The organism is Streptomyces fractus (assembly GCF_049844455.1).
Taxonomy (GTDB): domain Bacteria; phylum Actinomycetota; class Actinomycetes; order Streptomycetales; family Streptomycetaceae; genus Streptomyces; species Streptomyces fractus.
Window position 1 is genome coordinate 5,429,620 of record NZ_JBMYHI010000002.1, and the last position, 22,631, is coordinate 5,452,250.

The 22,631-nt window shown below is 70.7% G+C and carries 22 protein-coding genes and 1 tRNA gene; 11 read left to right on the forward strand and 12 right to left on the reverse strand.

Features of this window, described 5'->3' with window-relative positions; all coding sequences use genetic code 11:
- Nucleotides 1-28: 28 nt before the first annotated feature.
- Together ACP4E5_RS26620 and ACP4E5_RS26625 are read right to left on the reverse strand one after the other, a co-directional pair.
- The gene (locus ACP4E5_RS26620; protein WP_425832871.1) at nt 29-2,560 is read right to left on the reverse strand and encodes an ABC transporter permease; all 2,532 of its coding nucleotides are present in this window, start codon (nt 2,558-2,560) and stop codon (nt 29-31) included.
- A gap of 100 nt (nt 2,561-2,660) precedes the next feature.
- Nucleotides 2,661-3,434 carry an ABC transporter ATP-binding protein gene (locus ACP4E5_RS26625; RefSeq protein WP_425832873.1) on the reverse strand — a complete coding sequence of 258 codons (774 nt, stop codon included), beginning with the start codon at nt 3,432-3,434 and terminating at the stop codon, nt 2,661-2,663.
- Between the two features lie 383 nt (nt 3,435-3,817).
- On the opposite strand from ACP4E5_RS26625, the gene ACP4E5_RS26630 reads away from it, so the two are divergent.
- The 3 genes from ACP4E5_RS26630 to ACP4E5_RS26640 all read left to right on the forward strand — a co-directional run bounded on the left by ACP4E5_RS26630 (nt 3,818) and on the right by ACP4E5_RS26640 (nt 6,377).
- Nucleotides 3,818-3,900: transfer RNA gene (locus tag ACP4E5_RS26630), tRNA-Leu, on the forward strand.
- 250 nt (nt 3,901-4,150) lie between these two features.
- The gene (locus tag ACP4E5_RS26635) at nt 4,151-5,326 is read left to right on the forward strand and encodes a 4-hydroxybenzoate 3-monooxygenase (protein ID WP_425832875.1); all 1,176 of its coding nucleotides are present in this window, start codon (nt 4,151-4,153) and stop codon (nt 5,324-5,326) included.
- Between the two features lie 145 nt (nt 5,327-5,471).
- Nucleotides 5,472-6,377, forward strand: coding sequence for a Bax inhibitor-1/YccA family protein (locus ACP4E5_RS26640; protein WP_425832877.1), 906 nt, complete (start codon nt 5,472-5,474; stop codon nt 6,375-6,377).
- A 90-nt stretch (nt 6,378-6,467) separates the two neighbouring features.
- Here ACP4E5_RS26640 and ACP4E5_RS26645 read toward each other — a convergent pair whose 3' ends face one another.
- The gene (locus ACP4E5_RS26645; RefSeq protein ID WP_326019949.1) at nt 6,468-6,698 is read right to left on the reverse strand and encodes a DUF4287 domain-containing protein; all 231 of its coding nucleotides are present in this window, start codon (nt 6,696-6,698) and stop codon (nt 6,468-6,470) included.
- Nucleotides 6,699-6,785: 87 nt separating this feature from the next.
- On the opposite strand from ACP4E5_RS26645, the gene ACP4E5_RS26650 reads away from it, so the two are divergent.
- Nucleotides 6,786-7,097, forward strand: a complete 312-nt coding sequence (locus ACP4E5_RS26650) for a hypothetical protein (RefSeq protein ID WP_425832879.1) — start codon at nt 6,786-6,788, stop codon at nt 7,095-7,097.
- A 2-nt stretch (nt 7,098-7,099) separates the two neighbouring features.
- Here ACP4E5_RS26650 and ACP4E5_RS26655 read toward each other — a convergent pair whose 3' ends face one another.
- From ACP4E5_RS26655 to ACP4E5_RS26665, 3 genes are all read right to left on the reverse strand, one after another.
- On the reverse strand, nt 7,100-7,927 hold the full coding sequence (locus tag ACP4E5_RS26655; protein WP_425841665.1) for a hypothetical protein: 828 nt from the start codon (nt 7,925-7,927) through the stop codon (nt 7,100-7,102).
- A 243-nt stretch (nt 7,928-8,170) separates the two neighbouring features.
- Nucleotides 8,171-9,391 (reverse strand): acetyl-CoA C-acetyltransferase, encoded by a 1,221-nt coding sequence (locus ACP4E5_RS26660; protein ID WP_425832881.1) that lies wholly within the window; start codon nt 9,389-9,391, stop codon nt 8,171-8,173.
- A gap of 208 nt (nt 9,392-9,599) precedes the next feature.
- The gene (locus ACP4E5_RS26665; protein WP_425832883.1) at nt 9,600-10,622 is read right to left on the reverse strand and encodes an SGNH/GDSL hydrolase family protein; all 1,023 of its coding nucleotides are present in this window, start codon (nt 10,620-10,622) and stop codon (nt 9,600-9,602) included.
- Nucleotides 10,623-10,780: 158 nt separating this feature from the next.
- Here ACP4E5_RS26665 and ACP4E5_RS26670 point away from each other — a divergent pair, with 158 nt between their 5' ends.
- Nucleotides 10,781-12,172: a cystathionine beta-synthase gene (locus ACP4E5_RS26670; protein WP_425832885.1), complete on the forward strand. Its 1,392-nt coding sequence runs from the start codon at nt 10,781-10,783 to the stop codon at nt 12,170-12,172.
- A gap of 299 nt (nt 12,173-12,471) precedes the next feature.
- On the opposite strand, the gene ACP4E5_RS26675 is transcribed toward ACP4E5_RS26670, so the two are convergent.
- Nucleotides 12,472-13,353, reverse strand: coding sequence for a MurR/RpiR family transcriptional regulator (locus ACP4E5_RS26675; RefSeq protein WP_425832887.1), 882 nt, complete (start codon nt 13,351-13,353; stop codon nt 12,472-12,474).
- Nucleotides 13,354-13,463: 110 nt separating this feature from the next.
- Nucleotides 13,464-14,933 carry an aromatic amino acid ammonia-lyase gene (locus ACP4E5_RS26680; protein WP_425832889.1) on the reverse strand — a complete coding sequence of 490 codons (1,470 nt, stop codon included), beginning with the start codon at nt 14,931-14,933 and terminating at the stop codon, nt 13,464-13,466.
- Between the two features lie 189 nt (nt 14,934-15,122).
- Here ACP4E5_RS26680 and ACP4E5_RS26685 point away from each other — a divergent pair, with 189 nt between their 5' ends.
- Genes ACP4E5_RS26685 through ACP4E5_RS26710 form a run of 6 tightly spaced genes read left to right on the forward strand, consistent with a single transcriptional unit; the run spans nt 15,123 to nt 20,391 of the window.
- Entirely contained in the window at nt 15,123-16,232 is a 1,110-nt protein-coding gene (locus ACP4E5_RS26685) for an ABC transporter ATP-binding protein (RefSeq protein WP_425832891.1), read from the forward strand.
- Nucleotides 16,229-16,885, forward strand: coding sequence for an ABC transporter permease (locus ACP4E5_RS26690; RefSeq protein WP_425832893.1), 657 nt, complete (start codon nt 16,229-16,231; stop codon nt 16,883-16,885). Before ACP4E5_RS26685 ends, ACP4E5_RS26690 begins: the two co-directional genes overlap by 4 nt.
- A gap of 7 nt (nt 16,886-16,892) precedes the next feature.
- Nucleotides 16,893-17,570, forward strand: coding sequence for an ABC transporter permease (locus ACP4E5_RS26695; RefSeq protein WP_425832895.1), 678 nt, complete (start codon nt 16,893-16,895; stop codon nt 17,568-17,570).
- A gap of 11 nt (nt 17,571-17,581) precedes the next feature.
- Nucleotides 17,582-18,526, forward strand: a complete 945-nt coding sequence (locus ACP4E5_RS26700) for an ABC transporter substrate-binding protein (protein ID WP_425832897.1) — start codon at nt 17,582-17,584, stop codon at nt 18,524-18,526.
- A 12-nt stretch (nt 18,527-18,538) separates the two neighbouring features.
- The gene (locus tag ACP4E5_RS26705) at nt 18,539-19,954 is read left to right on the forward strand and encodes a purine-cytosine permease family protein (protein ID WP_425832899.1); all 1,416 of its coding nucleotides are present in this window, start codon (nt 18,539-18,541) and stop codon (nt 19,952-19,954) included.
- 11 nt (nt 19,955-19,965) lie between these two features.
- Complete coding sequence (locus ACP4E5_RS26710; protein WP_425832901.1) at nt 19,966-20,391, forward strand: hypothetical protein; 426 nt, start codon at nt 19,966-19,968, stop codon at nt 20,389-20,391.
- A 54-nt stretch (nt 20,392-20,445) separates the two neighbouring features.
- Here the strand turns inward: ACP4E5_RS26710 and ACP4E5_RS26715 are convergent, their stop codons facing one another.
- Genes ACP4E5_RS26715 through ACP4E5_RS26730 form a run of 4 tightly spaced genes read right to left on the reverse strand, consistent with a single transcriptional unit; the run spans nt 20,446 to nt 22,591 of the window.
- Nucleotides 20,446-20,820, reverse strand: coding sequence for a roadblock/LC7 domain-containing protein (locus ACP4E5_RS26715; protein ID WP_425832903.1), 375 nt, complete (start codon nt 20,818-20,820; stop codon nt 20,446-20,448).
- Between the two features lie 54 nt (nt 20,821-20,874).
- Nucleotides 20,875-21,378, reverse strand: a complete 504-nt coding sequence (locus ACP4E5_RS26720; protein ID WP_425832905.1) for a roadblock/LC7 domain-containing protein — start codon at nt 21,376-21,378, stop codon at nt 20,875-20,877.
- A gap of 44 nt (nt 21,379-21,422) precedes the next feature.
- Nucleotides 21,423-22,181 (reverse strand): transcriptional regulator, encoded by a 759-nt coding sequence (locus tag ACP4E5_RS26725; RefSeq protein ID WP_425832907.1) that lies wholly within the window; start codon nt 22,179-22,181, stop codon nt 21,423-21,425.
- Entirely contained in the window at nt 22,178-22,591 is a 414-nt protein-coding gene (locus ACP4E5_RS26730; RefSeq protein ID WP_425832909.1) for a hypothetical protein, read from the reverse strand. Before ACP4E5_RS26730 ends, ACP4E5_RS26725 begins: the two co-directional genes overlap by 4 nt.
- Between the last annotated feature and the right edge of the window lie 40 nt (nt 22,592-22,631).

The window sequence follows — 22,631 nt, forward strand, 5'->3', positions numbered from 1 at the left end:
GCGCCCCGATCTCGTAACTCGGCCGCTGTTACTCGGACTTGATCGCGTCGAGCATGTTCAGCCGGGCCGCGCGGCGGGCCGGCCACAGGGCCGCCAGGATGCCGACGACCGCGGCGAGCGCGAGGAAGATCCCCATCCGGCCCCAGGGCAGGATCAGTTCGTACGTCGACATGGAGTTGCCGATGAGCTGACCGGCCGCCCAGCCGAAGAACACGCCGAGGCCGATGCCGAGCACGCCGCCGAACAGGGAGATCACCAGGGACTCCAGGCGGACCATCCGCTTGATGCCCTTGCGGTCGATGCCGATCGCCCGCAGCATGCCGATCTCCTGCTGGCGCTCGAAGACCGACATGGCGAGGGTGTTGACGACGCCGAGCACGGCGACGATGACCGCCATGGCGAGCAGGCCGTAGAGCATGTTCAGCATCAGCGTGAAGACCTGGGCGACCTGGTTGGTGATGTCCTGCTTGTCCTGGACCTGGATCGCCGGGTTCTCGCCGAGCGCCTTCGTGAGCTTGTCCTTGGTGGCGTCGGACGCGCCGCCGGACGTCTTCAGCATGACCTGCATGTCACCGGAGCCGGCGCTGAGGTGCGGGGCGAGGGTCGGGGTGTCGATCATGATGCCGCGCATCATCTCGTTGGCCTCGTAGACGCCCGCGACGGTCAGCTTCTGCTGCTTGCCGTCCTCGTAGTGCGTGGTGAAGGTCGAGCCCGTCGTCCAGTGGTGATCCTTCGCGGTCTTGTCGTCGACGACGACCCGGCCGCCGCCGACGCTGAACTTGCCGCTGTCCAGCGGGAGTTCGGCGAGCTGTGTGATGGTCTTGCCGTTGACGCCGGTCAGGAACTCGGTGTCGCCGTCGATGCGCGCGGGCGAGTTGGTCAGTCCGCTGACGGCCGTGACGCCGGGCGTCCTGTCGAGCGTCTTCACGACGTCGGGGGAGAGCTGGTTCCCGTTCGACATGGCGACGACGTAGTCCGCCTTGATCGAGTCGGCCGCCATCTTGTTGATCGCCGACTGCACGCTGCCCGCGATCACCGTGAGGCCGGTGATCAGGGTCAGGCCGATCATCAGCGCCGACGCGGTGGCGGCGGTGCGGCGCGGGTTGCGCACCGAGTTGAGGCGGGCCAGCTTGCCGGAGATGCCGAAGGCGCGCAGGACCGGGGCCGCGAGCGCGATCAGCGGGCGGGAGAGCAGAGGGGTGAGGATGAAGACGCCGATGACCAGGAGCGCGGCGCCGAGGCCCATCGGGGCCTGGCCGCTGTCGCCGCTGAGGGTCGTCGCGTAGAGCACGGCCGCGACACCGGCGGCGGACACCAGGGCGCCGAGCGTGTTGCGCAGCACCAGGGACTTGGCGGTGGGCGCCGCGTGCACCGCGTTCATCGCGGCGACCGGCGGGATCTTCGCGGCGCGGCGGCCCGGCAGCCACGCGGCCAGCATCGTGATCAGGATGCCGACGACGAGCGCGGCGACGACGGTGCCGGGGGAGACGACGAGCGGCCCGTCCGGCATGATCGCGCCCGTCGTGCCCAGGAGCGCCCGCAGGCCCGCGCCGATGCCGATGCCGACGCCGAGACCGGCCACCGCGGCGACCGCGCCCACGACGAAGGCCTCAAGGAGAACGGAGCGGGTGACCTGACGCCGGGAGGCGCCGACGGCCCGCATCAGCGCGAGCTCCTTGGTGCGCTGGGCGACCAGCATCGTGAAGGTGTTGGCGATGATGAAGATGCCGACGAAGAGCGCGATGCCCGCGAAGACGAGCAGCATCGTCTTCATGGAGCTCATCGACGACGAGATCTGCTGGGCCTGGTCGTCGGCGAGCTGCTGCGCGGTGGTCGTCTCGGTCCCGGAGCCGGACAGCGACGAGTCGAGCGCGGACTTCAGCTGGTCCTGGCTCGTCCCGGCCGCGGCCGTCACATCGATCTCGTCGTACGCGCCCGGCTTGTGGAAGAGCGCTTGCGCGGTCGGGGTGTCGAAGAGGGCGAGCGAGCCGCCCGCCGAGACGTTGCCGTCGTCCGTGGTGAAGATGCCGGTGAGGGTCGGGGTAAGGACGGGGCCGTCGACGGACATGCGCACCTGGTCGCCGACCTTGTAGCCGGCGCGCTGCGCGGTCTTCGCGTCGAGGGCGACCTGGTCCTTGCCGTGCGGCGCCGCGCCCTCCTTGAAGGGGTAGCGCGGGTCCTTCGTGCCCGAGTAGTTGCCGCCCTTGGTGGAGAAGCCGTTGCCGACGAGCTTGCCGTCCTGGTCGGCCACGGCGGCGTAACCGCTGACGACGCCGTACGCGGAGCCGGCACCCTCGGTGTTCCGCGCCGCCTTGACGGTGGCGTCGGTGAGCTCGGCGTCCTTGCCGACGGTGTCGCCCTTGTCCTCGGCGTGCCGGGCGGTGACGGCCACGTCCACGTGGTCGTAGCCCTTGGCCGAGGACTTCTCCATGGCGCCGGAGATGGTGTTGGTGAAGACGAGGGTCCCGCTGACGAAGGCGACGCCGAGCATGACGGCGAGCACGGTCATCAACAGGCGGGCCTTGTGCGCGAGCACGTTGCGCAGGGCGGTTCGGAACATGGGGTACTCAGTCCTGGTGGATGGGGCGGTGGGGCACTTCAAGCCCCTGCGGCGGTTGAGCAGCGGGGTCCGGGGCGGAGCCCCGCGAGCGAGGCAACGCTCAGGTCGTCCGCCCCTTGGCGTCGAACTTCTTCATCCGGTCCAGGACCGAGTCCGCCGACGGATCACTCATCTCATCCACCACGCACCCGTCCGCCAGGAAGATCACGCGGTCCGCGTACGCCGCCGCGACCGGGTCGTGGGTGACCATGACCACCGTCTGCCCCAGCTCTCGCACGGAATTGCGCAGGAAGCCCAGGACCTCCGCCCCGGAGCGCGAGTCGAGGTTTCCGGTCGGCTCGTCACCGAAGATGATCTCGGGCTTGGAGGCGAGCGCGCGGGCCACCGCCACACGCTGCTGCTGCCCGCCGGAGAGCTGCGCGGGCCGGTGCCCGAGGCGCCCGGAGAGGCCCACCATCTGGATCACGTTCTCCAGCCACTGCTTGTCGGCCTTGCGGCCCGCGATGTCCATGGGGAGCGTGATGTTCTCCAGGGCGGTCAGCGTCGGCAGCAGGTTGAACGCCTGGAAGATGAAGCCGATCTTGTCCCGGCGGAGCTTGGTGAGCTGCTTGTCCTTCAGGGACCCGAGCTCGGTCTCGCCTATCCGGACGGACCCGGAGGAGAACGTGTCGAGGCCCGCGACGCAGTGCATCAGCGTCGACTTGCCGGAACCGGACGGGCCCATGATCGCGGTGAACTCGGCCTGCCGGAACTCGACGGAGACCTGGTCGAGCGCGACCACCCGGGTCTCGCCCTGTCCGTAGATCTTGGACAGATCCGTGGCGCGGGCGGCGGCCGTGGTGGTGGGACGGCCCGCGAGCGGGGTGGTGGTCACGGGAGGGTGCTCCTGTCGGTCTGCGTGCTGCTTACGGGGACACTTCCATCGTCGCGGCCGATCGGGCCGGGAAGGTCAGCCGCAGCTCTCGTTCCGGAGGGCGACTTCGGAGGGACCGGGGGGAGCCCGAGTCATACCTGGGGATGACCCCCGCCCCTGAGAGGCACCGGACCCGGGTGCGCCGACCGGGGCGGTGAAATCACGTCATTCCCCAGGGAGCCGTCCCCGGCGGTCGCAGCGCTCCCGGCAGGTGCTGATGGGCCCCGGTGTGTGCTGATGCACCCTCAGACATCAATAAAATAAGACAACGTGGGGACGTACTTCCGCTGATCGAGGGACGCCGCCGGATAGGCTCGGAACGTCGACGCGGAGCCCCACAGCCTGCCCGGATGGTGGAATGCAGACACGGCGAGCTTAAACCTCGCTGCCCTTAACGGGCGTACCGGTTCAAGTCCGGTTCCGGGCACCTCCGAACCTTTCTCCCCGCTCGCGTCGCGGCCCCCAACCTCCTTCATTCTCAGGGGTGTTGGCGCGCCCTCGCCCAGCTCCCGCGCGGCCCGGCCGGCCCGGGCGCCCTCGCGACCATTGACACGCGCCCCGCGCGGGGCGAGGATCCGCACAGAACTTGATGAACGAAAGTTCACCAGGCGAACAGCACTACAGGCGAAGCACAGCACCACAGGCGAACGAACGCAATGACGCGAGAGGGATCCCGTATGCGCACCACCGTCGGCATCATCGGAGCGGGCCCGGCCGGGCTGCTCCTGGCCAGGCTCCTGCACAACGCCGGCATCGAGTCGGTCGTCCTGGAGAGCCGCGATCGCGCCTACGTGGAGCAGCGTCAGCGCGCCGGGATCCTGGAGCAGGGCACCGTCGACGTACTGCGCGAGGCCGGCGTCGGCGCGCGCATGGACCGCGAGGGCCTGCCGCACGACGGCATAGAGCTGCGCTTCGACCGGCGCCGCCACCGCGTCGACTTCCCCGCCCTGACCGGCGGCAAGCAGGTCATGGTGTACGCGCAGACCGAGGTCTGCAAGGACCTCATCGCGGCCCAACTGGCCGACGGCGGGCCCCTGTTGTTCGAGGCGGAGGCCCTCGCCGTCGAGGGCGCCGACACCGCGGGCCCCCGCGTCCGCTTCCGCCACGAGGGCCGCGAGCAGACCCTCGACTGCGACTACGTGGTCGGCTGCGACGGCTTCTGGGGCGTGGCCCGCAAGGCCGTCCCGGAGGACCTCGTCCGCACGTACGAGCGCACCTACCCGTACGCCTGGCTCGGCATCCTCGCCGACGTGGCGCCCTCCCACGACGAGCTGATCTACAACCGCTCCGACCGCGGCTTCGCCCTCATGTCCATGCGCTCACCGCACGTCACGCGCGCGTACCTCCAGGTTCCGGCCGGCACCGACGCCGAGTCCTGGTCCGACGACGAGATCTGGGCCGAGCTCGACCGCCGCCTGGAGGTCGACGACCCGTCCTGGCGCCTGGAGCGCGGCCCCATCACGTCGAAGTCCGTCACCCCCATGCGGTCCTACGTCCACGAGCCGATGCGGCACGGCCGCCTCTTCCTCGCCGGGGACGCGGCGCACATCGTCCCGCCGACCGGCGCCAAGGGCCTGAACCTCGCCGTCGGCGACGTCATCACCTTCGCCCGCGCCCTCATCACGTACGTGGACAAGGGCGACGCGGAAGCGCTCGACGCGTACTCCGAGACCTGCCTGCGGCGCGTCTGGCAGGCGGAGCGCTTCTCCTACGCGATGACGACCATGCTGCACCGGGCCCCCGACGCCACGGCCTTCGACGACAAGATCCAGCTGGCCCAGCTGGACCGCGTGACCACCTCGAAGGCGGCCGAGACGGATCTCGCGGAGGCGTACACCGGGTTTCCCGTATGAGGGGCCGGATGACGGAACACAGAGGGTGCACGGGACGTTCCTCGTAACAGGATGGGAAAGATCCTCCCTGAGCACTAGGGTCGGATCTTTGCCAGACCATTACCCTTGATGGCAAGGCCATACAGGGTGGCCATGGAGGAGTGAGATGAGGAGCAGCAACCCGGTCTTCTCGCGACGGGGGTTCAGCCGCGACAACGGCTATGCGCAGTTCAACGCGAACGCGCAGGCGCCGCAGGCCGGGGGCCCCGCTGTCGGCACGGCGCAGGGCAGTCCCTACGGCCAGGCCCCCGCCGGCAACCCGTACGCGCAGAACCCCTACGCACAGCAGGACGTCCAGTACGGGGCTCCGCAGGCGCCCGCAGGCACCGGCCGGATGACGATCGACGACGTCGTCACGCGGACCGCGACGACGCTCGGCCTGCTGATCGTCACCGCCGCACTCGCCTGGGCGTTCCTGCCGGTCGACGAGGCGAACATCGGCAAGTCGTACGGCATCGCCATCGGCGCGGCCCTCGTCGCGATGGTGCTGGGCTTCGTCCAGGCCTTCAAGCGCAAGGCGTCGCCGCCGATCATCCTGGCGTACGCGGCCCTCGAGGGTGTCTTCCTCGGCGTGGTGTCCAACATCGTCGACACCTTCATCGCCCCCGGCGCGGCCATGCAGGCCGTGCTCGGCACGATGGCGGTCTTCGCGTCGGTCCTCGTCGCGTACAAGGCGGGCTGGATCCGCGTCAACCGCCGCTTCTACGGCTTCGTGATGGCCGCGGCGCTCGGCTTCGTGGTGCTGATGGGCATCAACCTGCTGTTCGCCGTCTTCGGCGGCGGTGACGGCCTCGGCTTCCGCAGCGGCTGGCTCGGTGTCGTGTTCGGCATCGTCGGCATCCTGCTCGGCGCCTGCTTCCTGGCCCTGGACTTCAAGCAGGTCGAGGACGGCGTCGCGTACGGCGCCCCGAAGGAAGAGGCGTGGCTCGCCGCGTTCGGCCTGACCATGACGCTGGTCTGGATCTACCTGGAGTTCCTGCGGCTCATCGCGATCCTGCAGGGCAACGACTAGGTGTGACAACCGCCCGACGGACAGGGGCCCGCGCACCATCGGTGCGCGGGCCCCTTGCCGTGAGGTGAGGGTCGTGAAGGGGAGTGGGCGCTAACGGAATCGCCGTGCCGCGCGCCTCAGGTCGTACTCGTGGATGATCGCCTTCGCGTGGCCGTACGCGAGATCGTGCTCGCCACGCAGCCAACTGACCTTCTCTTCGAAGCGAAGGAAGCAGGGGCCTTCTTCGACGGTGCGCATCCAGTCGCCGAGTTCACGACCGGTGCAGTGGGGGATGCGAGCCAGCAGATTGCGGTGGGTCTCCTCGGAGAAGACTTGGGACATCGGCGCCTCCGGAACGCTTCGATGTGGCCGGGCCTTCACGCCACCGTGCCTGAGCGTTGGGGGCTTGTAAACAGCTACAGTCGGCGCGTGCTTGATACGACGCCTTTGACCGCAGCAGTGGATCAGTTCGCCGATCGGCTCAGGGCCGCGCCGCAGAGCAGATTGCAGCGGGGGGCCGCCGCGGAGGCGCTGGCGCTGGCCAGGGAGCTTTCGTCGCGGGCCCAGGAGTTGGATGCGCCCGGCGCGCCCGTGCGGGAGATGCCCGACGCGGGGATGTTCGCCGCGGCCGACCAAGTGACGGTCGCGGGGCGGGACTTGGCGGTCTCCCTCCGGGACGCGGAAGCGGTCGCGGAGGCCGTGGAACTGGTCGAGCAGTCGATGAAGCGGGCCGGTATTTAAGCTCAGGCCGAAGCTATGACCCGGTCCGCCAGGATGTAGACGCTGCCGTCGCCGCACTCGAAGGTCAGGGCGTACGCGCCCGAGACGCCCGAGCCGCCGAGCAGGACGGGGGTCTCGCCGGCGCGCAGGGCGGCGGCCAGCTGCTCCGCGGTCTCCCGGTGACCCGGGGTCATGCACAGCGTCGTCCCGTCGGTGAACACGTACACGTCGAGCGTGCCGAGCGGACCGGGGCGGACGTCGGCGAGCGCCGTACGCGTCTGCGCCAGCTCTTCAAGACACTGCACCGTGCGCTCGTGGTCGCCCACGACCGGCGACTGGACCGGAACGAAGTCGGGGTGCGAGGGGTGCCTGCGGCGGGCGGCGGCCAGCTCGGGCGACTCCTCGACGAGCGCGTCGACCTCGTCGAGCGCGGCCGTGCCGGCGAACCCGTCCTCCGGGTCGAGCGACGGCTCCCCGAAGGGCTCCAGGCCCGCGAGGTCCGCCTGGCGCGGCAGGAACATGTCGTCGCCGAGCGCGCCGCCCGCCAGGAACGGCGGCAGCTCCGAGCTGTCCCGCGCCTCCTGGGCGGCCCAGAACGCACGAGCCTCAGCCAGCTCGCGCTCCCGCTCCTCGGCGAGGGCGTCGGCGACGGCGTTGCGTATCGCCTCGGCGTCCGGCGTGGTGCGGGCGGCGGGAACGGCGGGGAGCGCCTGGACGGCGCGGTCCCCGCCCAGCTCGTCGCGCAGCTCCGAGACCTGGCGGCGCAGACCCCTGACGTGCTGCAGGGTGGCGACGCCGACGGCCGTGGCAGCGGCCGTGGCGAGCACGAGGACACTTATGGCGGCAGGCATGGCGCTCACTGACGTACTCCCGGTTTCAAGTCGACCCCCGACTTCCTACATCAGCTTGAAGCCTGAATGAACTGGCTGTCAGTGCATTACGTCACGAAACGGACAGGTCTTTTGTCCGGGTGTTTAGCCCCGATATGGCCTGGGCATGGGCTGACCTGCAAAAACCAAAATCCCCCGAGATGCACGTCACATCCTGGGGGAGATTGGATCACGAACGGATAGACCGCTTCCGGTCGCCCCTGATCAGCTCAGACGCTCGATGACCATCGCCATGCCCTGACCGCCGCCGACGCACATGGTCTCCAGGCCGAACTGCTTGTCGTGGAACTGGAGCGAGTTGATCAGCGTGCCGGTGATCCGGGCGCCGGTCATGCCGAAGGGGTGGCCGACGGCGATGGCGCCACCGTTCACGTTCAGCTTGTCCTCGTCGATGCCCAGCTCGCGGGCGGACGGGATGACCTGCGCGGCGAACGCCTCGTTGATCTCGGCCAGGTCGATGTCGTCGATGGTCAGGCCCGCGCGCTTCAGCGCCTGCTTGCTGGCCTCGACCGGGCCGAGGCCCATGATCTCCGGGGAGAGGCCCGAGACGCCGGTGGAGACGACGCGGGCGAGCGGGGTCAGGCCCAGCTCGCGCGCCTTGGTGTCCGACATGACGACGAGGGCGGCGGCGCCGTCGTTCAGCGGGCAGCAGTTGGCGGCCGTGACGAGGCCGTCGGGGCGGAAGACGGGCTTGAGGCCCGAGACGCCCTCGAGGGTGACGCCGGCGCGCGGGCCGTCGTCCTTGCTCACGACGGTCCCGTCGGGGGTCGTCACGGGGGTGATCTCGCGCTCCCAGAAGCCGTTCTTGATGGCTTCCTCGGCGCGGTTCTGCGAGCGCACGCCGAAGGCGTCCATCTCGGCGCGGGTGATGCCCTTCACGCGGGCCAGGTTCTCGGCGGTCTGGCCCATCGCGATGTACGCGTCCGGGACCAGGCCGTCCTCGCGCGGGTCGTGCCAGGTGGTGTTCTCCTGCGTGGCGACCTCGGCGGTGCGGGCCTCGGCCTCGGCGAAGAACGGGTTGTGCGTGTCGGGGAGGGAGTCCGAGTTCCCCTTCGCGAAGCGGGACACCATCTCGACGCCGGCCGAGATGAAGACGTCGCCCTCGCCGGCCTTGATGGCGTGCAGTGCCATGCGGGTCGTCTGGAGCGAGCTGGAGCAGTACCGGGTGACGGTGCAGCCCGGGAGGTGGTCCATGCCCATCTGCACGGCGATGATCCGGCCGAGGTTGTTGCCCTGCTCGCCGCCGGGGAGGCCGCAACCGAGCATCAGGTCGTCGATCTCGCGCGGGTCGAGCTCGGGGACCTTGGCGAGGGCGGCCTGGATGATCGTGGCGGTCAGGTCGTCCGGGCGGAGGTCCTTGAGCGACCCCTTGAAGGCGCGGCCGATGGGGGAACGGGCGGCTGAGACGATCACTGCTTCGGGCATCACGCGGCTCCAGAGTTCGATACGGCTGACCGTGAGGGAAGTTACCCGTACGTACCGCTCAGGTCACCGGTGCGCGGGTGTGACCCCTGCCGCACTTTACTAAGCGCTTGCTCAGCCCTTCAAGCCCCTGCGGCGGGGCTGGGCAAATTCAGCCCCGCCGGCGTTTGAGGCGCGGGGTCCGGGGCGGAGCCCCGGGAGCGGAGGACGGTCAAGCGCTCGACTGCGATACCGGCTCCTCCGTCGTGACCCGGCGCCGGCGGCGCCGCTTCAGCAACGCCCACGGCCCCCGGGGACCGGTCGGCATGGCCGCGGCGACCTCCGTACCGCCCTCCTGGGCGGCCCGCGCCGCCGCGCGGGCGACCGGGAGGAAGCCCTCGGCGCGGGAGGCGTCCGGGCGCTCCTCCTCCGGCCACAGGCCCAGGCAGGCGCACAGCGTGGGGAGCACCGCCATCGCCGCGGTCGCGTAGCCCTCCACGGAGGGGTGGTAGTTGTCGGGGCCGAAGAGTTCGCGGGGGTTCGCCGCGAACTCGGGGCCCAGCAGATCGCCCAGCGACACCGTGCGCCCGCCCTGCTCCACCGTGCCGATGGTCTGCGCCGCGGCGAGCTGCCGTGAGGCGCGGCGGGCCAGCCAGCGCAGCGGCTGCTGCACCGGCTCCACCGAGCCGAGGTCGGGGCACGTACCGACCACCACCTCGGCGCCCGCCGTGCGCAGGCGGCGCACGGCCGCCGACAGGTGGCGCACGGACGTCGTCGCCGGGATGCGGTGCGTGACGTCGTTCGCGCCGATCATGATCACGCAGACGTCGGGCTGCCAGTCGGGGTCGGCGAGGCCGAGCGGCACCTGGCGGTCCAGGTCGTCGGAGCGCGCGCCCGGCAGCGCCACATTGCGCAGCTCCACCGTCCGCTCCGCCACCGCCGCGAGCCCGGACGCGAGCAGCGCGCCCGGCGTCTGCCCCGCCCGGTGCACGCCCTGCCCCGCGGCGGTCGAGTCGCCCAGCATCAGAAAGCGCAGCGGTTCGCCGTCGTGGGGTCCGTACATCCGCCGCCCGTACACACCGTCCGCGGCCGGCACGTGCACCGGCTCGGGACCGTGGTTGCCGACCTGGCGCCGCGCGATCTGTACCTCGGCGAGCACCACGCCGACCGTGGCCGCGCCAAGGAGGCCGATCCCGCCGCCGCCGTACGCGGCGCCCGCTGCGATCCGCCGTGCCACCCTCGCCCTGCTCGACATGTTCCGCGACCACCTGCCTCTGCGACTCTTTTACGGCTACAAGGACTCCTTGCCCCGTTATCCCTGTCGGCCAATCGCAACGCCGGATGAAGCGACATGGTCCATGGTGTGCCCCTTACCCTGACGGCACCATTACGGAGGAGAACCCGGAGACCACGGTGCGCATCCACGAATCGATGATCGACCTCGTCGGCAACACCCCGCTGGTGAGGCTCAACAAGGTGACCGAAGGGCTGCGGGCGACCGTCCTGGCCAAGGTCGAGTACTTCAACCCCGGCGGCAGCGTGAAGGACCGCATCGCGCTGCGCATGATCGAGGCGGCGGAGAAGAGCGGGGAGCTGCAGCCGGGCGGCACCATCGTCGAGCCGACCAGCGGCAACACCGGCGTCGGCCTCGCCATGGTGGCCCAGCAGAAGGGCTACAAGTGCATTTTCGTCTGCCCGGACAAGGTCTCCACGGACAAGATCAATGTGTTGCGCGCGTACGGCGCCGAGGTGGTGGTCTGCCCGACGGCGGTGGACCCCGAGCACCCGGACTCGTACTACAACGTCTCGGACCGCCTCGTCCGTGAGACGCCCGGCGCCTGGAAGCCGGACCAGTACAGCAATCCGCACAATCCCGAGTCCCACTACCACTCCACGGGGCCCGAGCTGTGGGAGCAGACGGACGGGCGGATCACCCACTTCGTCGCGGGCGTCGGCACCGGCGGCACCATTTCCGGGACCGGCCGCTATCTGAAGGACGTGAGCGAGGGGCGGGTCAAGGTCATCGGCGCCGACCCCGAGGGCTCGGTGTACTCGGGTGGTTCCGGGCGCCCGTACCTCGTCGAGGGCGTGGGTGAGGACTTCTGGCCGACGGCCTACGACCGGGAGGTCGCCGACGGGATCGTCGCGGTGTCCGACAAGGACTCGTTCCAGATGACGCGGCGCCTCGCCAAGGAGGAGGGCCTCCTCGTGGGCGGCTCCTGCGGGATGGCCGTCGTGGCGGCGCTGCGGGTCGCGGAGGGGCTCGGCCCCGACGACATCGTGGTCGTGCTGCTGCCGGACAGCGGCCGCGGATACCTCTCGAAGCTCTTCAACGACGACTGGATGGCGGACTACGGATTCCTGGAGGACTCCGGGCCCAGCGCGCGCGTCGGCGACGTGCTGAAGGACAAGGAGGGCGGCGCGCTGCCCTCGCTCGTCCACATGCACCCGGAGGAGACGGTCGGTGAGGCCATCGACGTACTGCGCGAGTACGGGGTCTCGCAGATGCCGATCGTGAAGCCGGGGGCGGGGCACCCGGACGTGATGGCCGCAGAGGTCATCGGGTCCGTGGTCGAGCGGGAGCTGCTCGACGCGCTGTTCACCCAGCGGGCCTCCTTGCAGGATCCGCTGGAGAAGCACATGTCGGCGCCGCTGCCGCAGGTCGGATCCGGGGAGCCGGTGGCGGACCTGATGAGCGTGCTCGGAGCGGCCGACGCGGCGATCGTGCTGGTCGAGGGCAGGCCGACGGGTGTGGTGAGCCGTCAGGACCTGCTGTCCTTCCTGGCCAGGAGCGGCGCGAAGTAGTCCGTTTCCCGGGTTCGCGAAAACGGTACGAGCGCGTCACGTGCGCGCAGCACCGGCTTAACACGGGCCCGGCAGATTGGTGGTTGTCGGAAAGGGGGCGGGAGCGGCTCCCCGCCTCAGCCGGCAGCGAGCGGCGTCAGGAACTCCGGAGCGGCTCCCGGACCTCCATGGACGCCCTGGGCGATCACCCGGCCTGACCGGGTGCACGCCCTTCGCGGGGACCGCCGTCGTCCCGCCCCCCGTTCACGGGGGTGCGGCGGTCCCCGCGCCACTCGCTTTTCCCCTGCGGGCGTTGCCCGTTACTCGACGAAGAGGCCGCGCTCCGCCGCCCGTACGTCGAACTCCTCGAGGCGCGCCTGCGCCTGCGGCAACTCGTCGCACATCGCCTCCAGAAGCACCCGCCCGAGCAGCATCGGCGAGCACGCCGTGTCGAAGGCGAGGCCCGTGCCGACCGCGGCGGGCAGCAGCAGGTCCGAGTGGCGGGCGACGGGGGCGAAGGCGGAGTCGGCGACCGTGACGACGGTCAGGCCCGCCTCCTTCGCGTAGGCGAGGGCGTCGACGACCTCGCGCGGGTGGCGGGGGAGCGCGAAGCAGAGCAGCGCCGTGGCGCCCGCGCGGACGGCCGCGTCGATGCGGTCGGCGAGCATGGTGCCGCCCTCGTCGAGGAGGCGTACGTCGGGGTGGACCTTCGCGGCGAAGTACGAGAAGCCGAACGCCTGGGACGCCGCCGCGCGCAGTCCGAGTACGAGCAGCGTGGGTGAGGCGGCGAGGAGCCGGCCCGCCCGCTCGACCGGTTCCGGGTCGGCGAGCAGTTCGGCGAGGTGCCGGAGGTTGGCGATCTCGGCTTCCACGGCCTGCTGGTACTCGTTGGCCTTGGTGGCGGATGCGGGTTCGGCGGGGGCCGTCTCGCGCAGGTGCTTGCGCAGCGCCGGGTAGCCGTCGAAGCCGAGCGCCACGGCGAACCGGGTCACGGACGGCTGGCTGACCCCGGCGAGTTCGGCCAGTTCCACGGAGGACAGGAACGGCACCTCGGCCGCGCGGCGCACCATGCAGTGCGCGATGCGGCGCTGGGTGGGGGTGAGGCGGTGCCCCTCGAAGAGGTTCTGGAGGCGGGTGGAGGGGCTGTGCGCCCCCGCGTCGCTCCCCGCCCCGCTCCGTGTGCTGTCCGTGCGCTCGCTCATGTCTCCCGCCGATCCATTCAACGGTGCCGAATTTTGCATGATCCTATTCAGGGAACGGGGCGGAGGGCTAGGGGCGACAGGGCTCGGACCTCCATGAAACCCGACAGGGCTCAGACCTCCATGAAGCGCGTCAGTACGGTCGCCGCCCGCTCCACGTCGCCCGTCAGTGGCCGGTCCGCCACGTCCTCGGGCAGTTCCTCCGCCGCCAGTTCGAAGGCCCGGCCCACCGGGAGTTCAGGGTCGGGGTGGAGGTCGCGAAGGCGCAGCGCACGGACCGACGCCACCAGTTCGCAGCCCACGACCTGGCGGAACGCCGCGCATGCGCGCAGGGTCTGACGGGCCGCCAGGGAGGCGAAGCTGGCCTGCTCCTCGACGCCGCGCGAGAGGACCGCGTGGCCGAGGGAGGCGGGGGCGGAGAAGGCGCGCAGGTCGGCGAGGGCGCCGCCGGCCGCGTACTCCAGGATCATCACGCCGGACGAGGCCGGTTCGCCGTCCGCGAGGAACGGGCGCAGGCGGGTGAAGGCCGGTTCGTTGAGGGTGGACAGGCGGGACGTGGAGAGGCGCGCCACCTGGCTGATGGCGAGCCTGAAGTGGTCGAGCGCGAGGGCCAGTTGGGCCATGTAGAAGCCGCCGTGGTGGTAGGCCGCCATGTCCGTGTAGGAGATCAGGGGGTTCTCGGCCGCCGCGTTGATCTCGACGGTGAGGACGTCCTCCAGGGCGTCCGCCGCGTCCTGCGCCGGCCCGTGGATCTGCGGCACGCAGCGGAAGCCGTACGGGTCCTGGATCCGGCCGAGCGGGGGCGTGGGGCGGTCCTCGGCGCCGAGGATCCCGCGCATCCGGGCCGCCACGTCGTAGGAGCCCTTGTGGTGGCGCGACTCGTGCACGGGCAGGGCGTACGCCTCGTAGGAGCCGTCGACCGCGAGCAGGCTCAGGGCTGCGACCAGATCAGTCGCCGCCAGCAGGTCGCGCAGCTCGTGCAGGGCGAGGGCGGCCTGGCCGAGGGTGAGCGCGTTGGAGGAGATCAGGGCCAGGGCGTCGTTGTTGTCGAGGGGCTGCGGCTTGGGCGGGGTGCCCTTTCCGCGCCACGGGTGTTCGCCGGCGAGGGCCAGGCCCATCTGGGACAGGGGCGCGATGTCGCCGGTGCCGACCGAGCCGTGCTCGTTGACCGACGGGTACGCGCCCGCCTCCAGCGCCTCGCAGAGCGCCGTGACGACGGTGGGGCGCAGGCCCGCGCCGCCGGCCAGGAGCTGATTCGCGCGGACCGCGAGCATCGCCCGGACCTCGCGCTCGGGCAGCTCGTCGCCGATCGCGCCCGCGTGGCTGCGCAGCAGGCGCAGGCCGTGGTCGGCGGCGGCCTCGGTGGGCACGTCCTCGCTGCGGTTGGCGCCGACGCCGGTGGAGCGGCCGTAGACCCTGCCCCACGCGGCGATCTCCCGCGCCGCGTTCCAGGACTCCTCCACGCGCTTCATGGCGTCCGTGCCGGGGACCGGGCGGGCGCTCGCGTCGGCGAGGCGGACCACGTCGGCGACGGGGAGACCGTGGCCGTCGAGCACGACGACCGGATGGGCCGGGTGGGACATCACTGGCTTTTCCTCCTCGAAAGGTGGTCAACGGTCGCCTATGCCCTAAAAGGGCGTCCGCATCTCATAGTTCGGGCCCGAGAACGGGATTTACCGATGATTTACACGGAGGCATTGACAAATTATTCACGCACCGAGAACTCTGCATGACGATATGCAGGACGGGCAAGAGGACTCCAGAGGCGCTCCATGATCCAGTTCGAAGCGGTCCACAAGCGATTCCCGAACGGCACGACAGCGGTGCATGATCTCTCGCTCGACATGCCGGAGGGGGGCGTGACCGTCTTCGTCGGGTCGTCCGGCTGCGGCAAGACGACGAGCCTCCGGATGATCAATCGTATGGTCGAGCCCTCGTCGGGCACCATCCGGGTCGGCGGGCGCGATGTTCTGGAGCAGGACGCCGCTGAGCTGCGGCGCTCCATCGGGTACGTGATCCAGCAGTCGGGGCTCTTCCCGCACCGCACCGTGCTCGACAACGTCGCCACGGTGCCGCTGCTGCTCGGCTGGGGGCGGAAGAAGGCGCGGGCCGCGGCCGGAGAGCTGCTCGAGCGGGTGGGGCTCTCCGCCGAGATGGGCAAGCGGTATCCGCATCAGCTGTCCGGCGGTCAGCAGCAGCGGGTGGGGGTGGCGAGGGCGCTCGCCGCGGACCCGCCGGTGCTGCTGATGGACGAGCCGTTCGGGGCCGTCGACCCCGTCGTGCGTACGCAGCTTCAGGACGAACTGTTGCGGCTTCAGACCGAGTTGAACAAGACCATTGTCTTCGTCACGCACGACATCGACGAGGCAGTGCGGCTCGGGGACCGGATCGCCGTGTTCCGGGAGGGCGGGCACCTTGTGCAGTGTGCTCCGCCGCAGGAGCTGCTCGCGCGGCCCGCGGACGAGTTCGTGGCGGACTTCCTCGGGGCCGAGCGGGGGCTGAAGCTGTTGTCGCTCTCGACGCTTGCGGGGGTGGCGCAGGGGGCCGCGCCGGAGGGTGGGGCGTGGGAGTTGGTGCTTGACGGTGCGCGCAAGCCGGTCGCTTGGCGCGAGCGGGAGGGTGGGGGTGAGGCTCCCGTGCGGGTGCTCCGCGATGGGGACTCGTTGCTTTCCGCGTTGAACGAGTCGGTGGCGTCGCCCGTGGGGTTGGTTGTCCGGGTTGATGCGGATGGTGTGTTCACGGGTGTGTCGTCGCGGGACGACGTCCATGAGCGGTCGGGTCAGGCGCATCTTGACGCCCAGTCCGGGCTCACGTCTCGGGGCTCTGCCCCGGACCCCGCTGCTCAATCGCCGCAGGGGCTTGATGTGGGTGACGTCGCATGACCATCGACTGGTCCTGGATCGGGGAGCATCAGGGCGATCTCGCCACCCTCACCCTCTCGCACCTTCAGGCCGCCCTCAGTGCCGTGCTGTTCGGGCTGGTCATCTCGTTGCCGCTCGCGGTTGTCGCGCATCGGGTGCGGGCGTTGCGCGGGTTTCTGCTCGGGATGTCGAACGTCCTGTTCACCATCCCGTCCATCGCTGTGTTCGTGCTGCTGCTGCCCGTCTCCGGGCTCACCCGCACCACCACCGTCATCGGCCTGACGATCTACACGCTCGTCGTCCTCCTGCGGAACACCGTCGAAGGGCTCGACTCCGTGCCCGCGAAGACGAAGGAGGCCGCGAAGGCCATGGGGACGCGGCCGATGCGGACCCTGCTCACCGTCGAGCTGCCGCTCGCGCTGCCCGTGATCATGGCGGGCGTACGGATCGCCACCGTGATGGCCATCTCGCTCGTGTCCGTGGCGACGTACATCGGGGACGGCGGGCTCGGCCAGCTGTTCACCGACGGGTTCCAGCGGAACTTCCCGACCCCCGTGATCGTCGGCGTCGTCCTGACCCTGCTGCTCGCGCTCGTCGCGGACGCGGCTCTCGTCGGCGTCCAGCGGCTGCTCACCCCGTGGGCCCGTACCCGTACTCGGACCCGGAAGGCCTGAACCCGCCATGTTCGAACTCTTCAAGAACCTCGGGGCCTGGCTGGTCAGCGGCGAGCAGTGGGGCGGCAGCGACGGCATCGCGACGCGCGTCGCCGAGCACCTCCAGTACTCGCTGCTCGCCACGCTCGTCGCCGCCGTGATCGCCCTGCCGGTCGGGCTGCTCATCGGGCACACCGGGCGCGGCGCCTTCATCGCCATCAACCTGTCGTCCTTCGGGCGGGCGCTGCCGACCGTCGGGCTTGTCGTGCTCGTTTTCCTGGCGAGCGGGCTGTCCATGTGGCCGGTCTACATCGCGCTCGTCGCGCTCGCCGTGCCGTCCATCGTGACCAATACGTACGCCGGGATGACCGCCGTCGACCCCGAGGTGCGGGACGCCGCGCGCGGGCAGGGCATGAAGGCCCATCAGGTGCTGTTCCAGGTCGAGTTGCCGCTCGCGCTGCCGCTGATCATGACCGGTCTTCGGCTCGCGCTGATCCAGGTCGTCGCCACCGCCACCATCGCCGCGTACGTGTCCTTCGGCGGGCTCGGCCGCTACGTCTTCGACGGGCTCGCCCAGCGGGACCTGGTGCAGGTGCTCGGCGGGGCCGTGCTCGTCGCGGTGGTCGCCATCGTCCTCGACCTGGCGCTGTCCGGACTGCAACGGCTCCTCTTCCGCAACCGTCCCACCACCCTCAAGTCCGCCTAGGAGCGAGCAAGATGCGCAATCTCAACCGACGTGCCCTCCTGGGCGGCCTCGCCGCCGCGGCCTCCGTCCCGGCCCTGTCCGCCTGCTCCAGCGGCATCACCTCGCTCGACCAGCAGGGCGGCTCGCTCTCGGGCGGCGGCTCCAGCAAGAAGGGTGTCACCATCGGCACCGCCAACTTCACCGAGAACCAGGTGCTCGGCTACCTGTACGCGGCCGTGCTCGACGCCGCCGGTGTGAAGACGAGCGTGCGCCCCAACCTCGGCACCCGCGAGATCCTCATCCCCGCCCTCAAGGGCGGTGACATCGACCTGCTGCCCGAGTACCAGGGCGCCCTCCTGCACTACCTCGACACCAAGTCGAAGGCCACCGAGGAGGGCGAGATGCAGAACGCCCTCGCCATGGTGCTCCCGGACGGCCTGCAGATCCTGCCGTACGGGATGGCCGAGGACTCGGACGCGTTCGTGGTGACCCGCGAGACCGCGAAGAAGTACGGGCTCACGTCGCTCGCCGACCTCGCGCAGCACAACGGGAAGCTCACCATCGGCGCCGCCCCCGAGGTCAAGAAGCGTCAGGTCGGCGCCGTCGGCCTCAAGGACGTCTACGGCGTCGAGTTCAAGGAGTTCAAGTCCCTCGACTCGTCCGGGCCGTTGGTGAAGGGCGCGCTGAAGAAGGGCGATGTCGATGTGGCCAACCTGTTCACCACCGACACCGATATCGCCGCCAACCACTGGGTCGTCCTCACCGACCCCAAGAACCTGGTCCCCGGTCAGCACGTCGTCCCGCTGATCGCCGACCGCAAGGCCGACTCGACCGTCCGCAAGGCCCTTGCCCGCCTGGGCAACGTCCTGACGACCGAGGACCTCACCGAGCTCAACCGGCTCGTGGACAAGGACAAGAAGGACCCCGAGGACGTCGCGAACGACTACGCGCGCCGGCACGGGCTCAGCAAGAAGTAAGGAGGCCATCGCATGGCAGCGGTAGTGGAGAAGCACTCCATCGATGTGGTGCCGGACAGCGAGCGGCACGGCAGCGCGTTCAACCAGTTCACGCTCTGGCTCGGCGCGAACCTCCACATCACGGCCGTCGTCACCGGCGGCCTCGCCGTCGTCTTCGGCGGCGACGTGGTCTGGTCGCTGATCGGGCTCGTGCTCGGCAATCTGCTCGGCGGCGCCGTCATGGCGCTGCACTCGGCGCAGGGCCCGAAGCTCGGGCTGCCCCAGATGATCCAGTCCAGGGCCCAGTTCGGGGTGAAGGGGGCCGTCGTCCCGCTGCTCCTCGTCATCCTGATGTACGTCGGGTTCTTCGCGAGCGGCACCGTCCTCGCCGGGCAGGCCACCGCGCAGCTGACCCACACCGACGACACGACGGGCATCATCGTCTTCGCGCTCGTCACCGGGATCGTGGCGACGGTCGGCTACCGGGTCATCCACGTCCTCGGGCGGGTCGCGAGCGTGGTGTGCGCGCTCGCCTTCGTCTACCTGGGCGTGCGGCTCTTCGACAAGGCGGACGTCGGCGCACTGCTCTCCGACGCGCACTTCTCGCTGCCGATGTTCCTGCTCGCCGTCTCCCTCTCGGCCTCCTGGCAGCTCGCGTTCGGCCCGTACGTGGCCGACTACTCGCGCTATCTGCCGCGTACGACGAGCGGCAAGGCCACGTTCTGGTGGACGCTCGCGGGCTCCGCGCTCGGCTCGCAGTGGTCCATGGCGTTCGGTGTCCTTGTCGCGGCGAGCGCGGGTGAGAAGTTCATCGACAACCAGGTCGGGTACGTCGTGTCGCTCGGAGGGGCGGGGCTCGTCGCCTCGTTCTTCTACTTCGTGATCGCGCTCGGCAAGCTCACCGTCAACGTGCTCAACACGTACGGCGGCTTCATGTCGATGGTCACCGGCATCAGCGGATTCCGCGGTCAGCGGGTCCTGTCGCAGCGCGGCCGCGCGCTCTACATCGGCATCATCATGGTCGCGGGCACGGTGGTCGCCCTGGCCGGCAAGGACAGCTTCCTGACCTCGTTCAAGGACTTCCTGCTGTTCCTGCTGACGTTCTTCACGCCGTGGTCCGCGATCAACCTGGTCGACTACTACCTGATCTCCCGCGAGCGCTACGACCTGCCGGCCCTCTCCGACCCGAACGGCCGCTACGGCGCCTGGCGTTGGGACGCCCTCGTCGTCTACGGGATCGGGCTGCTCGCCCAGCTGCCGTTCCTGGCCACCGCCTTCTACACGGGCCCGCTCGTCGGACCGCTCGGCGGGGCGGACGTGTCGTGGATCGTGGGGCTCGTCGTCCCGGCCGCCCTGTACTGGCTGCTCGCCCGGCGGCCGGGTGCGGGGGTGTGGCCCACCGAGAAGACGGGGGCTAGCCCCACTGCGGTGGGTGCCCCGGCTCCGTAACGTCGGGAGGTATGGAAGCCCGCGAACGCGACGCCGAACTCAAGAAGGAACTCGACGCCACCCTGCACGCACGCAGGGAACTCGGCGACGACTACGAGCCGGCGCTCGTCGACTCGTTCCTCGAAAAGGTCGAGCAGCGGCTCGACTCCGTCGTCGACCGCAGGGTGCGGCGACAGCTGGCCGAGCACCGGATCAGCGTGGCCCGCGGGGCCCGCGACTCCGGCGCCGAGAACTGGGGCGAACGCTTCGGCTTCGCCGTGGTCTCCCTCGTCCTCGCCATCCCGCTGTCCGCGATCGCCGTCGTCAACGCGGGCCTGCCCGGCCTGTTCGTGGCGTGGGCCGGGATCGTCGGGGTGAACGGGCTGCACGCGGTGCGGTGGGGACCCCTCCTGCGCCGCGAGCGCGGGGAGCGCGAGGAGTCCGACTGGGAGGGATAGCCGGGACAGCCGTGCCGGGCGCCGCGCTCCGTGGAGCGCGGCGCCCTCGCGCGCTCAGACCTCCAGCTCGCCCTCGATCTTCTTCAGCTGGTGGCGGGCCATCGCCAGGTTCGCGCGGGACTTGTCGAGCACCAGGTACAGGAACAGGCCGTTGCCGCCGCGCCCCTTGAGCAGGCGGATCAGGTGGTACTGGCTGCCCAGGGTGATGAGGATGTCCTCGATGCCGTCCTTGAGCCCCAGTTGCTCCATGGTGCGCAGCTTGGAGCGGACGACGTCGGTGTTGCCGGCCGCCGCGACCTCCAGGTCGAAGCTCTTGGAGCCGCCGATGGTGCCGAGGGCCATGCCGCTGGTGTAGTCGACGAGGGCCGCGGCGGTGGCGCCTTCTATGGAGGCGAGGGCGTCCTTGAGGGCTGTTTCGGTGTTGGTCATGATGCTGGGTCCTTTCGTGGTTCCTGTTCGTGCTTTCTGAGGGCGTGCCGGTGGTCAACGCGTGGGCTGGGGCGGCACATTGGTGGTGGGCCGGACGGGAAGTCCGGTCTCGGTCGTCGTGGTGGACGCCGTGCGGGCGCGGGCCCGGCCGCGGGTGCGGGGGGCCGGCTCGGGCGGCGTCTCCTCCTCCGCGGGAGCGGTGAGTTCCCCGATGCGGGTGCCGGAGCGGCGCCCTTCGAGATGCAGGCGGCCGACGTTGATCCGGTCCTCCGCGAGGAGCGTGAGGACGACGGTGTCCCCGGCCGCGTAGGTGGCGATGTATCCGTCGGCGCCGCGCACCAGGAGCTCGCGGAAGGCGCCCTGCGCTGTCGCGTCGGCGAGGCGCTGGGCGACGCCGAGCGCGGTGGCGGTGAGCGCGGCGACGCCCTCCGGTTCGATGCCCGGGGTGTCCTGGGCGAGGACCAGGCCGTCGACGCTGGCGGCGAGGGCGCCGGTGACCTGGGGCACGCGGACTCGCAACCGTTGCAGTTCGGCGAGGAGTTCGCCCTGGTCGACCATCGGAGGTCTCCTTTCGGGGGAGCGTGAAGAGCGCAGCAGGCGTTTCACAGGGCCTCCAGACCGGCGCGCAGCCGGCGCAGCAGGGCCACGTCCGGTTCCTCGACGACGGCGAGCTCCAGCCACTCGGGCGGTGCCGGGGCGGGGGCCGTGGTCACGAGGCCGCACGCGGCGAGGCGCCGCAGGTCGACAAGGGTGTGGAAGGCGGGCCTGCCCAGGGCGAGCGCTATCTGGGAGGCCGTCCGGACGCCGTCCACCAGGTCGAGGACGCGGCGCCTGCGCGGCGGTACAGCCGTCTCGCCGTGCCGCAGGACCCGGCTGAGCGGCGCCGTGTCCGTGTCCGGTTCCGGCCAGATCCGCTGGAGCAGCTCGCGCCGGCGCAGCGACTCGCGCTCGACCGACGCCACCGGCACCGGCCGCACCGCCCCGAACCAGTGGGAGACGCCGTACCGGAACCGGGACGGGCCGCCGCTGGGGGCGAGCGTGAAGTACGAGGCGTCGAACAGGGCGCCCAGGTGACACAGTTCGAGGGCGCCGTCCGAGAGGCGGCCCCGCTCCACCAGATAGCGGCCGACGCGCTGCCTCGACCCGGCCCGGTCCACCGCCTCCGACCACCCCTCGGCCTGCACCGCGCCGCCCGTCATCAGCAGCACGTCCATGCCGGGGGTCGCGGGCGACTCGGCGTGCACGACCCGCCCGTCCTCCAGGTAGAGGGTGCCGTGCTCGCGGATCAGGGCGCCGGTGGCCCGCTCGCCGGCGAGGCGGCTGAGCATCGGCGAGACACCCGCGCGGGCGTCGGTGCTCATCCCAGGACCATCCGGTCGGCTATGTCGGCGAGCCGCAGCCGGGCGAGCGCGAGATTGCCCTCGTCGCGGCCCAGCCACAGGTGGACGAAGACGCTGCTGTCGAAGGTCGTGCGCACGAAGCGCAGCACGTGATAGCTGTCGCGGTTGGTGACGATGACGTCCTCGACGGGTGGCGCCTTGTCGCTGGCGGAACCCTGGGACCAGTCGCTGCCGTCGGCGGGGGCGAAGGCGTTGTGTTCGGCGGCGATCCGGGCCAGCTCGGCGGACTCGGCGGCGTCCGCCTCGTGGTCCCCGCCCCGCGCGGCGCCGATCGTGCCGAGGGCGAGCCCGCTGGTCCAGTCGACGACGGAGGCGCCGCGCGCGCCCGGCAGTCGCATGACCTCAAGCAGGCACTCGTCGATTCCGGGCACGCCTCGGACCCCCCACCTGATCGCGGCTTTGTGTGTCACT